We start from the raw sequence: 12,169 nt of genomic DNA, 5'->3' as shown, positions 1-12,169 counted from the left end.
CTACTTCGTTCACTAACCCCCCCGGCCGGGGCCGGGCCCCCGGCACCGCGGCCCCGCGCCGGCCGGGAACGCCTGACGCGCTGCCATGGCCTGCGGCGCCGTCACTCAGCGAAATCGGTCAGACTTCAGTTCATGATCGAATGGTTCCGACATCTCGGCGCTTCGCTCTCCCGCTTCACCGAACGCTGGGTGCCCGATTCATGGGTCATCTGCATGTTTCTGACGGCCGCGGCCCTGCTGCTGGCGGTAGCCGGAGCCGGTGTGGGCGTGGAGGCGGCGGTCCTGGCCTGGGGGACGGGCATGTGGACCCTGCTGGAGCTGGCGATGCAATTCGCCATCGCCATGGTGGCCTCCCACGCCTGCGTGTCGTCGCGGCCGGCCTACCGTCTGCTGGACCGCATCGCCCGGATTCCGGATCCCGCGCGGCCGCTTCAGGCCGTGTTCCTTGCGGGCCTTTTCTCACTGGTCACCGGATACCTCAACTGGGCCTTCTGCATTGTCGCCGGGGCCCTCTTCATTCCCTTCCTCTGCCGTCACAATCCCAACGCGGACGTCCGGATTCTCGTCGTCGGCGCCTACCTGGGAATGGGGACGGTGTGGCACTGCGGACTGTCCGCTTCGGCGCCCCTCATCATGGCAACTCCTGGGAACCCACTGCTGGAACCGGCCACGGGCCAGCCGGTCGTCGATCGCCTGTTTCCAGTCACCCAGACCCTGTTCAACCCCTTCAACCTGGTCTACATGTTCGGCATTGCCACCGTCGGCCTGGCGACACTCCTGCTGCTGCATCCCAAGCGAGGGCGGGTCACGCTCACCCGCGAACGGGTGGAGGCCATCCTGCCGCAGCCTCCCCTGCTTCCGGAAAGGATCTCGACGCCGGCGGGGACTCTGGAACGTTTCAGGGGTTGGATCGCGCTGGCGGTCGTCCTGATCCTCTATCCCCTGGGCCATACGATCGTGACCCGCGGATTCGGGACGGCTTGGACCATCAACGGCTACAACATGCTCTTTCTGGGAGCGGCCCTGCTGCTGCACGGGCGTCCCGATTCGTTCGTCCAGGCCTGCCGCAAGGGCGCCGGCGCAACCTGGGGCATCATCCTGCAGTTCCCGTTCTATGCCGGCATCTTCGGAGTGATGAACAACACCACGCTGGGCGCCTGGCTGGGCGACTTGTTCGCCAGGCTGGCCAGCGCCGACACCTATCCCATCGTGATCTATGTCTACTCCGGCTTCATGAATCTCTTCGTCCCCTCGGGAGGTTCCAAGTGGATGATCGAGGCCCCATTCCTCATTCCCGCCGGCGAGGAGCTTGGCGTGTCCGTGACCACGATTCTGCTGTCGTATTCCTACGGCGACACCACGACGAACCTGATCCAGCCCTTCTGGGCCATCCCGATCCTGTCGCTGATGCGGATGCGTTTCGGGGACGTTGTGGGGTATTCCTCGCTGGTGGGCCTGGTTTGTTTCTGCTTCAGCCTTATCGCCATGTTGCTGATCCCCATCCGGCTCTAGGGAAGCGGCGGTTTCCTGTCGCCAGGACCGGCGGTTTTCCTACCGCCGGTTGGGGGGTAGGGGGGACGGCAGTCCCTCCTCTACGATTTCCGGACTCTACCCTTTCCAGCCGCCGAATCGCACAGAAACCAAGAAGAAGAACACGGGGGACAAGACTGTCCCCCCTCCTGTCGTTGACCGGCACCCGCGTCCACGAATAGACTCGACCTGTACAGATCATTCCATGGCCTCACCAGGAAACGGCCGGTGAACTTTAATCTAACGCTTCATCCGCAGTGGACGCGGCGGCATTTCTTCTCCCGTACTACCCTCGGTGTGGGAACGGCGGCGCTGGCCACCCTGCTCCGCCCAGGACTGGCGGCCGGCTCCGGGGACACCGGCTCGGGGCAACGGGGACTGCCCGGCCTGCCCCACTTCGCTCCCCGCGCCAAGCGCGCGATCTTTCTCTTCCAGTCGGGCGGACCCTCCCAGTTGGACCTCTTCGACTACAAACCGGGACTCCACGAGTTGAGAGGCACCGAGCTGCCCGCGTCCATCCGGATGGGACAGCGCATCACCGGAATGACGTCTCAGCAGGCTCAGCTCCCGGTGGTCCCCTCCCTTTTCCGGTTCGCCCAACACGGCCAATCCGGGACCTGGGTCAGCGAACTGCTGCCTCACACGGCCCGAGTCGTGGATGACCTGCTGGTGGTGAAGACGGTCCATACCGAAGCCATCAACCATGATCCGGCCATGACCTTCATTCAGACCGGGAGCCAGCAGCCGGGCCGGCCCAGCATGGGCGCCTGGCTGAGCTACGGACTGGGCAGCGAGAACGAAAGCCTGCCCAGTTTCGTGGTCCTGGTCTCCAAGGGGGAGAACCGGGCCATGCAGCCCATCATGTCCCGGATGTGGGGAAGCGCTTTCCTCCCCTCCAGCCACCAGGGCGTCAAGTTTCGGGGCGGCGGCGATCCGGTGCTCTATCTCTCCAACCCTCCGGGGATCAACCCGGCAACCCGGCGCCGGATGATGGACGGTATCGGAGAGCTGAACCGAATCCGGATGGATTCCCTGGGCGATCCCGAGATCGCCGCCCGGATCTCCCAGTACGAAATGGCCTTTCGGATGCAGGCCTCGGTCCCCGAGTTGACCGACCTTTCCCAGGAACCGGAGCGCACCTTCGATCTCTACGGTCCCGACTCCCGGACACCCGGGACCTATGCCGCCAACTGCCTGCTGGCCCGCCGCCTCAGCGAGAAGGGGGTGAGCTTCGTGCAACTCTTCCACCGGGGATGGGATCAGCATCTCGACCTCCCCAGCGCCATCCGGGAGCAGTGCGCCGCCACCGATCAGGCCAGCGCCGCGCTGGTCACGGACCTGAAGCAACGGGGACTGCTGGAGGAGACCCTGGTGATCTGGGGCGGCGAGTTCGGAAGGACGGTCTACTGCCAAGGCCAGCTCACCGAGGACAACTACGGCCGCGACCATCACCCCCGGTGCTTCACCATGTGGATGGCCGGCGGCGGCATGAAGGCCGGCGCCGTCTACGGGGAGACCGACGACTTCGGCTACAACGTGGCCCGGGACCCGGTGCACGTCCACGACTTCCAGGCCACCGTTCTCCATGCATTGGGCATCGACCACACCCGGCTCACCTTCAAGTTCCAGGGCCGGCACCACCGGCTGACCGACATCCACGGAAGGGTGGTGGAGGACTTCCTGGCCTGAAGCAGGCGACGAGCCCGGGTGAGCAGGGTCCCCCTGCCGGCAGCTCGCCGGCTTCCCGGTTTGCCTACGAACGCGGCCGACCCGACGCCGTGTAGTCCCCGGGTCGCCACGTGGCGACGCGCATCTCGTAGTGGAAGTCTTCCGAGACCTGCGTGTAGTAGGCGGTGACCGCCCGGCCGTCGGAGAGCTGGACAGTGCTGGGATACCCGCAGTCGCGCCGGGGACAATCCGCGATGCGAATGGGCGGGCTCCAGGTCTTTCCGTGGTCCTCGCTGAGCCGGACGTCCACGCCGAAGTTGTTCCAACAGCGGTTCCCGTAGCTGAGGAGAACGCGGCCGCCTGAGAGAACGGCCAGGTTGCCCGTCACCTGCATGGGCAGACTCAGCGGCATCTTTCGCTGCCAGGTGCGCGCGTTGTCGCTGGAGACGAACAGTTCCAAATGAACGTCGCGGCTCTCTTTGAATTCTCGTGATGCGGCCAACCAGCGCCCTCCCCCCAGATGCATAATGTCAGTCTCGTTCCCCACGGGATTCAAGGGCACGTGTTCGCCCCAGGTCCAACCGTCGTCGCGGCTGCGAAGCAGGTAGGATTCACGCAGGTTGTCCCGCCGGAGGTAGACCGCCGCGCACAGAGATCCGTCGTCCGCGATGCGAATATTGCCGAACGGGATGAACTCATTGTCCCGGCCGGCCGGCGAGTCCGGTGGTGCGGGAAAGTCGTGGCTCACCTCCCAGGTCCGGCCTCCGTCGGAGGAGCGGCAAACCCAGGCTCGAACGACTCGCCGGTGAGGCCCGCTGAGGACCCCCTGGGGTGCCCGGTCCGCCCAACCGCTGCAGAGGACGATCAGATCGCCGTTGGCGGCGAACCCGGCGGCGCAGTTCATCCGGGCCGTGGTCGGCTCATGCACGGCAGGCCGGCTGCGAAAGCGCCAGGTGCGGCCGTCATCCTCGCTGGCCCAACAGTCGAGGTCCCCCTCCCAGAGGCCATGGCAGGGCTGGTTGTAAATGAAAGCCACCAGGGTTCCGTCTTCCAGCCGCTTCAGGTTGGGCCAGGCGCAGACCTTCTGGATAGCCGTCCGCACTCGACTGACGGACGGCCCCCCGTCGGTATGTGCGGAAAGGTGAGGAGTCAGCGCCGGCAGGACCAGTGAGGCCGCACCGGCTTGAAGTGCTTCCCTTCGATTCATGGAGTCTGCTCCCCTTTGGATTCTGTGGTGGTGTGAGAGGCGCCAGTATAGCAGCCGGCAGCGAAAATCAGACGTGGCGACGCGAACCGGAAAGCGTCGCGGACGGAAGGCGTGACGGTTCGAAATCAGGCGTCCGTTTACGGAGCGATCTCACCAGTTGAACCCGATTGCAATCAATTCCGTGATTCAATGTTTCTCTTGGCGCAAACGTTTGAGGTTGTTGTGGATGTTGCGTACCCCATCAGATCCTGCGGACCGCAAGCGCTCCTGAAGGACTGTCCTTGCCGCTTAGAATATGCCCGTGATATACCACACTTGGTTGGAGACAATGTAGGCCCTAAGTCGAGGTATCGCTGTGGAAATCACTGCCAAGCTGTTTCGGAACGGTCGCAGTCAGGCCGTTCGGATCCCCAAAGCGTTTCGTTTCGAGGGAGTCGATCAGGTGATCATGCGGAAGGAGGGGGAGGCCCTGATTCTCGTGCCCATCCGCAAGACCTGGCAATCCTACGCGGAAGAAGCACCTTCCGTGGGCGACGAATTCATGGCGGAAAGACCCGAACTGATGGATGGTCGACGAGTCAAGTTTTGATGCGGTATATGTTGGATACCGACATCTGCAGTTATGTTATTCGAGTCAGAAACCCCCGGCTCTTGGGGACCCTTCAGGCAAAGGCGCATTCGGGCGCGGAAATCTCCATATCCGCCATCTCATATGCTGAATTGAGACTGGGTGCTGAACGAACCCGACGGCCCAACAGGTATCGACTCGCTATCCGGTTGTTCTGCGATCGACTGAACCGCATCATGGCATGGGATGCAACGGCAGCGGAAGAATTTGCTGTGCTCCAGGCAGAGTTGTTGAAGATCGGGAAACCGATCGGCCGCAATGACGCCATGATCGCCGCGCACGCTCTGAGCATCGGCTGTGTTTTGGTCACCAAAAATCGGAAGCACTTCGCCAGAGTGCCCGGCCTCAAGATCGAAAACTGGATCGCGTAATACACGCTACAGGGAGGGCGAATGGCTGAACATCGCAAGACCAGCAACGGAATCGACAACCCCTGGTACCCGGAGGGAGGGCCGGGGCGGCACCTCAAGGCCCGGCTCAAGCGGGGTGACGTGCTGATCGGCCCCATGCTGGAGGCGTACGCCCATCCGTCCCTCATCAAGCTCTTCCGGCACGCGGGTTTCGACTTCGTCTACATCGAGTACGAGCACAGCCTCTTCGACCTGCAGGACTTGGCCGACACCATCCTGGCCGCCCGCGACAACGGTCTGCCCCCCATCGCCAAGACGCCCCAACTGGAGCGGCAGGAGGTCTCGAAACTCCTGGAAGCGGGAGTGGTGGGCATCCAGTTGCCCCGGACCGAGACCCGGGAGCAGGTCCAACGGCTGCTGAGCTACCTCAAATTCCCACCGGCGGGAACCAGGGCCGTGGCGCCGGGATGGGGCAACAGCGGCTACCGGGAAGTCACCGACTGGCAGGGCTGGATGGACGAGCAGGACCGGGAGACCGCGGTGGTGGTCCACCTGGAAACGGTACGCGGATATGAGAACGCCGAGGAGATTTTGAGCCTGCCCGGCGTCGACATGTGCTACGTGGGCCCCGGAGACACCTCCATCGAGTTCGGACATCCGGGCGACTACGACCATCCCGCGGTGCGGGGCCCCATGGAGGCGGTGCTGGCGCTCTGCAAGAAGTACGGCGTGGCCTTCGGCACCACGCCCTCCGGAGGAGCCGCCGCGGGCGAGTGGGCCCGCAAGGGGGCTACGTTCTTCGAAGCGGAGTCGGAGTTGGGGTTCATCCGGACCGGAGCCGCCGCGCTATTGGACGACTACCGGGCGAACATCAGGCAAGGATAGGAGCGGGGCGGCGGTTTCCTAACCGCCGATTCTTGGAACATCGTCCAATGCGGCGCATGGGCGATTGAAGTCCCCCCCTTCTACACCCGCTCCACGGCGGCGGGACAGCGGACCCCCGTTCCTCCCAGACCGCAGTAGCCGGCAGGGTTCTTGGCCAGGTACTGCTGGTGGTAGTCCTCGGCGTAGTAGAAATCGGGAGCCGGCAGGATCTCGGTGGTGACCGGACCGTATCCGGCGGCGGTCAGTTCCTGCTGGAAGGCGTCCCTGGAGGCCGCGGCCAAGTCATTCTGGCGATTCGAACCGGTGTAGATTCCGGAACGGTACTGGGTCCCCATGTCGTTGCCCTGGCGCATGCCCTGGGTCGGATCGTGATTCTCCCAGAAGATGCGGAGCATCTCTCCAAAGCTGGTCCGCGTGGGATCGAAGACGACCCGGACCACCTCGTTGTGACCGGTCAGTCCGCTGCACACCTCCTGGTAGGTGGGGTTGGGCGTGAAGCCCCCCGCATAGCCCACGGATGTGGAAAAGACCCCTGAAGCCTCCCAGAACTTCCGCTCCGCACCCCAGAAGCACCCCAGTCCGAAGAGAGCCGATTCCATCCTGCGCGGGAACGGAGGGAGCAGGGGCGTGTCCAAGACAAAATGCCGGGCGGGAACCGGCATGGAAGCATTCCGGCCGGGGAGCGCATCCTCCGGTTTCGGCATTCTGAGCTTGCTGGAAAAGTCCCAAAAGACCATATTCTCTCCCGCCTGCCGCCGTGCCTAACCGGCACCGGCGATGCAGTCTCCAACCCTCCGCCTATTCTTCGGACCGCCGCAGGAAAACGTCGCTCGTCGCGATCGCCGTGACCGCGGCGGAGATCCGGTAGTCACTCTCTTCCAGCGCGCGGCGGGCCGACAGCACGGCATAGAAGTCGCCGGACTGGAGCTCCCGCGTCAAGGCGTATACGACCAGGTTCTCGGCGAAGTTCCGGACGAAGGTCCGCCTCCGATGTTCCTGGAGCAGGTACTGCTTCAGATCCTTCAATCCGCGAACGACGGTGCCGTCGGGCAACGGGTCCGGGTCTTCCACCGGTTCCCGGCTGCGGCGTCCGATGGCGTCGAACTCCTCCAGCGCCAACCCCAGTGGATCGATACGGTTGTGACATCCGGCGCAGCGCGTGTCCTGCCGGTGGGCCGCCATCACTTCGCGCAAGCTCATCTCGGCCGCGTTCCCGTTTTGCGAGTCCTCCAGCTTGCCCGTCTCCACCGGAGGCGGCAGCGTGGGTGTCCCCAGGACCTCGTCCAGAATGTAGGCGCCGCGCTCGATGGCGCTCCGGCGATTCGGGTGGGAGGTGAGGCTCAGGATGCCCGCCATGCCCAGCAGGCCGCCGCGGCCGTCGCTCTCGGACAACGAGACCTTCCGGAAAGAGTCCCCTTCGATCCCCTTCATGCCGTAGAAATCGGCGAGCTCGGCGTTGACGAAGGTGAAATCGGAGTCCAGGAGATTCAGGATGCTCAGGTCCTGCCGAATGATCTCTTCGACGAAACTGCGAATCTCCCCGTACATGGAAGCCTGAAGGGTCTCGGAGAAGCGGGGGAACTCCTCCCGAGAGACGTCCAGGTGGTCCTTCACCTTGTTGAACTTGAGCCACTGGCCCGCGAACTGGGTGGCCAGAGCCGCCGCCCGGGGATCGCGCAGCATGCGCTTCACCTGCGTCTCGAGGACCTGACTGTCGTGAAGCCGTTCCTCCAACGCCAGCCGGATCAACTCCCAGTCGGGCGGACCCGACCAGAGGAAGTAGGACAAGCGCGACGCCACCGCATGATGGAGCAGAGGCCCGGTGGCCTTCGACGGCTTTCGTTTCTTGTCGCTCCAGTTGATGATCTTCCTCTCCCAACCGTGCACTTCGGCCAGATAGACGAACTGGGGAGAGGACAGTATCCCCTGAATCCCCTTCCTCACAGCCGCCTGGCGGTCCATTCCTTCACGGATCCGGCCGTCCAGAAAAGTGGTCAGACGCCCGGCTTCGTCCTCTCGCAACGGCCGGCGCCAGGCGCGCTCGGCGAAGGCCAGCAGGTGGTGGAGGGCCCGGATCCGCCATTCGTCCGCGGGAAGCGGCTCCGGCGATTCGGAAGCAGCCGGCGGCCCGAATCGGAGGCCCTGGTCCGGGTCCAGAACGGCGTGGGACGCGATCCTGTCCGCCGCCTTCATGTAACGCGCCAGCTTGGTGGGTGACAACTGCATCTCGTGACCCCGATTGGCGAAACCGCCATCGCTGGCCACGCCCCCCGGCTGAGTGAGCCGGCTCAGGTCCAGGTCGAGCCCCGTCAGGTCGCGAACCGTGTTGTCGTACTCGAAGGGAGTCAACTGCCGCAGGCGGGCATTGCTGGGCCGGGAAGATTCGGGGGTCACCCGCTCTTCCAAAGCCCGCTCGTACCAGATGGCGAACAGTTCCCGCTCCTGTTCCGACGGCTGGTGCTTCTGGGCGGGATGAGGCATGGAGCCGGTGGTGAGGGCCCGCGCCACGCCGCCCCAGGTCTTGTGCCACTTCCGCAGTTCGTCGTCGAACCGTTGTTCGACGCTTTCCTGCAGGTCGAGCCCCCCTTCCCGCGTCGCATTGTCGTGACAGCCGTAGCAGTAGTGCTTCAGGAAGGGGTGGATGTGCTCGGCAAACTTCAACTCCGATGCGGGTCCCTGAAGCTCGGCATAGGGAATTTCCGGCTCGGAGGCTTTCTCCGCCGATAGGTCCGCCGGTTCCGGCCAGGAGGACGCTCGGTCGATCCAGTCGGCCAGCATGGCAATCTGCTCAGCCGTGGGCCGGGGAAGGCCTTGGGGAGGCATGGTCTCGGGATGGTCCGGAGGCAGGCTGAGACGCCGGATCAGACGGCTCCCGGCTGAATTTCCGGCAACCATCACCCGGCCGCTGTCGCTGCCCCGGAGGGCGTTCTCGAACCGGTCCAGGCGCAGCCCGCCTTGCGGATTATTCTCGCCGTGGCAGCTCTGGCAGTAACGGCTGAAGAGGCTGTGGATCTTGGCGTCCCAATCCCCCGGCGGCGGAGCCTGCCGGCCCAGCGCGGCCGGTCCCGCCACGCCCATGAGCAGAACCCACAGGATTCCGAGGATTCGGATGCGGGATGAGCAACGTCCGGAGACGGACGTCATGACGGCCTCCTCAACCGGAAAGCGTGGAACCGAGAGACTCGGTGGCTTCCTTGAACCGGTCCATGGGCGCTCCCATGTTCTCGGCCAGCGACAGGAAGAGTCCGGACATGGATCCGCCCTGGAAATCGATGGCTCGGCCGGTCTTGATCCGGCCGCCCGCGCTGCCGCCCAACAGGATCGGATACTGTTCGCAGGTGTGGCGGTTCCCGTCCCACATGCCGGAGCCGATCATGACCATGGAATGATCCAGCAGGGTTCCCTCCCCTTCCCTCACCTCGTCCATCTTTTGGAGCAGATAGGTGTACTCGGAGACATGCCAGCGGTTGATGAGGTGGTACTGGTGCAGAGAGCTGGGGGTCTCCTTGTGGTGGCTCAGGGCGTGCCATTCTCCCCGCACTCCGGGAATGAAGCTGAAGTCGCTGTACTTGGGTCCGTAGCTGTCGAACATGAAGCTCACGACCCGGGTCTTGTCCATCCGTAGCGCCAGCACGATCAGGTCCAGCATGAGCCGGGTGTGCTCACGGAAGTTCTCCGGCTGATAGAGGGCGAAGTCGGGCGTCTCCCCCGCCCCCCGGGGATCTTCCGGATGAAAGCGGCGGGAGATTGAGCCGGCTTCCGACTGCTGCTGTCGCTGCCAATCGGCCTTGTCCCGGTCGAGGCGGGCGATGCGCTGCTCCAACTCCCGAATGCCCTGGAAGTACTCCGACAGGGTCTGGCTGTCCTGGGCGCTCAGACGCTGCTCCAGAGTCTTGGCCTGATCCAGGACCAGATCCAGAACGCTCCGGTCCCGCTTCAGCCACGACTTGTCGCCGAAGAGGGCGTCGAAGGTCATGGCCGGATCGATCTCCTTGGCCAAGGGCTTGTCGGCGCTCACCCAGGAAACGGCGGAGTCGTAGAACCCGCGGCGGTTTCTGGAGGGTGCGATGCCCAGCGCCATAGACGGAAACTCGGTCTGGTGCCCGATCCGTTTGGCGATGTGCTGATCGATGGAGATCCCGGCACGGCTGTGGTCCCGTCCGCCCGGCTCGCCGGTGTACAAGGAGGCCACCTTCCCGGCGTGTCCCCTCAGCTTCTTCAAGTGGGGATGGGAAAGATCCTGCAGGATGTTGACCTTGTGCTGGATCGGCCGGAGGGGCTCCAGGGTCGGCTTGAGGGCGAGGGTCGAACCCTCTCCGGAGGCGCCCCATTCATGTGTATTGACGCCCAGGGGAAAGAAAGTCGCCAGGAACCGGATTGGGACTCCGGCCGCAACGTCTCCCGCCGGCGCGGCCACCACGCCGGGAATCGACTCCAGCCACGGGAGAGCCAGGCCCACCCCGGCGGCCCTCAGAAATGATCGACGATTTTGCAACATGGTCAATCCCCGGAGAAAACGTCCTTTGCCTTCACGCGGTCCGACGGATCACGTTACTCGGGCACGAGCAGCGCCGTCGACACGATAACCGACAGTATACCCTTTGGGGATTATAAAGACTGGTTGACCCCAGCCTCTACAGTTCCGGCGGCACGCTCGGGCCAACGCCCCACGTTCTGCCGCCCACGGCAATATCCCCGGCCGTGTGTGTTTCGTTTCGGGACTGGCGGAACTGGCGAAGCAAAATCCATCTTCTCATCCGCCTTCATGCCCCAGGAACTGAATAGTGCCAATTACTCCGCGGACAGTATACCCCATGGGGGCGTCACTATCAGGGACGTCAAACTGTCTTTATAATCCCCTACCCTTTCACTACGACCTTCGCCAGCGTCCCGCGGCCGGGCAACAGCTAATCGGGCACGGCCTCCGGCGGCAGATGCCGTTCCATCCAGGCCTTGAGGGGAACATCCTCGGGTCCGGGCGAGGTGTAACCCATGCCGCCGGTGCCGGCGCCCAGGAGCTGCCGGCGAATGGGGCCGCAGCGATCCATCAGGTGATCCACGGTCATGTCGTCCCGCGGCCTGAGCCAGCGGTAGCTGTAACCGTAGAACAGGACTTTCCGCGTCCAGTCCGAATCGTTGGGACTACCCGAGTGCCAGAGCCGCCGGTCGAAGAAGACCGCAGTCCCCGGCGGGACGCAGACGGTCAGGGCATCGGGCGGGTCGGAGACACCGTCGTCAGGCAGGGGCAATCGGTTGCGGCGGTGGCTTCCGGGCACGATGGTGAAGTTGCCGCAACCGGGTTGCGACGTGTCCGTGAGGAAGAAGCCGATCTTCAGCGAAACCCTGGGCCGCGGGTCACCTTCCAATTCCAGGTTCAGGCGGCCGCTGTCCTGGTGCCACTCCAGCCGTTTCTTCCCGGGCGGTCGAACCCTTCCGGGCGGGGTAATGACCATGTCGGTGTGGTAGAGCTGGATGTTCCAGCCGAGGATCCCCCACACCTTGGGAAACGTCAGGGGCCAATCCAGCAACCGGAGGAACAGGTCGTCGCGTCCGATGAAATCCAGGATATGGATCATCTCTCCGGCATCAATGCCGTTTGTCTGGCGATGCCGGCAATCGAGCCGGTCGACTACCGCCGCCAGATCGCCGACCAACGACGCCGGCAGGGCATCGGGAACGATGAAATAACCCTCCTGTTCGAACTTTCGTCGTTCCTTCGCGGTGAGGCGATAGTCGAGACAACTGGGTTCCACTCTGTCCAACTCCCCGGCGACTCGCGCGCCCGTGGCACATCGAAGGAAATGACTCTCGTGCCGGACATCCATTCGATATCAGAACCGGACACGGCAGACAAGCGCTGCGGATTCCGCTTGGCGTCGGGCTCGATTGTGGGTATGAGTC

The 12,169-nt window shown here is 64.1% G+C and carries 10 protein-coding genes; 5 read left to right on the top strand and 5 right to left on the bottom strand.

Annotated elements, in window-relative coordinates; genetic code table 11:
* Positions 1–132: 132 nt before the first annotated feature.
* Both OXT71_10135 and OXT71_10130 read left to right on the top strand, forming a co-directional pair.
* The gene (locus OXT71_10135) at positions 133–1,512 is read left to right on the top strand and encodes a TIGR00366 family protein (GenBank protein MDE2926744.1); all 1,380 of its coding nucleotides are present in this window, start codon (positions 133–135) and stop codon (positions 1,510–1,512) included.
* Between the two features lie 246 nt (positions 1,513–1,758).
* Positions 1,759–3,219 carry a DUF1501 domain-containing protein gene (locus OXT71_10130; GenBank protein MDE2926743.1) on the top strand — a complete coding sequence of 487 codons (1,461 nt, stop codon included), beginning with the start codon at positions 1,759–1,761 and terminating at the stop codon, positions 3,217–3,219.
* Positions 3,220–3,283: 64 nt separating this feature from the next.
* Here OXT71_10130 and OXT71_10125 read toward each other — a convergent pair whose 3' ends face one another.
* Positions 3,284–4,405 (bottom strand): sialidase family protein, encoded by a 1,122-nt coding sequence (locus OXT71_10125; GenBank protein MDE2926742.1) that lies wholly within the window; start codon positions 4,403–4,405, stop codon positions 3,284–3,286.
* 355 nt (positions 4,406–4,760) lie between these two features.
* Here OXT71_10125 and vapB point away from each other — a divergent pair, with 355 nt between their 5' ends.
* From vapB to OXT71_10110, 3 genes are read left to right on the top strand one after another with little or no spacing between them, the layout of a single operon-like run.
* Positions 4,761–4,994 carry a type II toxin-antitoxin system VapB family antitoxin gene (gene vapB, locus OXT71_10120; GenBank protein ID MDE2926741.1) on the top strand — a complete coding sequence of 78 codons (234 nt, stop codon included), beginning with the start codon at positions 4,761–4,763 and terminating at the stop codon, positions 4,992–4,994.
* Between the two features lie 8 nt (positions 4,995–5,002).
* A complete protein-coding gene (locus OXT71_10115; GenBank protein ID MDE2926740.1) occupies positions 5,003–5,404 on the top strand; it encodes a type II toxin-antitoxin system VapC family toxin in 402 nt (133 codons plus the stop codon).
* A 21-nt stretch (positions 5,405–5,425) separates the two neighbouring features.
* A complete protein-coding gene (locus OXT71_10110; protein MDE2926739.1) occupies positions 5,426–6,268 on the top strand; it encodes an aldolase/citrate lyase family protein in 843 nt (280 codons plus the stop codon).
* Between the two features lie 80 nt (positions 6,269–6,348).
* Here the strand turns inward: OXT71_10110 and msrA are convergent, their stop codons facing one another.
* The 4 genes from msrA to OXT71_10090 form a co-directional block, all read right to left on the bottom strand.
* Complete coding sequence (msrA, locus tag OXT71_10105) at positions 6,349–7,005, bottom strand: peptide-methionine (S)-S-oxide reductase MsrA (GenBank protein ID MDE2926738.1); 657 nt, start codon at positions 7,003–7,005, stop codon at positions 6,349–6,351.
* Positions 7,006–7,066: 61 nt separating this feature from the next.
* Positions 7,067–9,412 (bottom strand): DUF1592 domain-containing protein, encoded by a 2,346-nt coding sequence (locus tag OXT71_10100; protein ID MDE2926737.1) that lies wholly within the window; start codon positions 9,410–9,412, stop codon positions 7,067–7,069.
* A gap of 10 nt (positions 9,413–9,422) precedes the next feature.
* Positions 9,423–10,766, bottom strand: coding sequence for a DUF1552 domain-containing protein (locus OXT71_10095; GenBank protein ID MDE2926736.1), 1,344 nt, complete (start codon positions 10,764–10,766; stop codon positions 9,423–9,425).
* 409 nt (positions 10,767–11,175) lie between these two features.
* On the bottom strand, positions 11,176–12,021 hold the full coding sequence (locus OXT71_10090) for a phytanoyl-CoA dioxygenase family protein (GenBank protein MDE2926735.1): 846 nt from the start codon (positions 12,019–12,021) through the stop codon (positions 11,176–11,178).
* Positions 12,022–12,169: the final 148 nt, after the last annotated feature.

This window comes from Acidobacteriota bacterium (assembly GCA_028874215.1).
Classification (GTDB): Bacteria; Acidobacteriota; UBA6911; order RPQK01; family JAJDTT01; genus JAJDTT01.
Note: the sequence above shows the minus strand (reverse complement) of the source record. Positions and strands in the feature narration are given on the sequence as shown.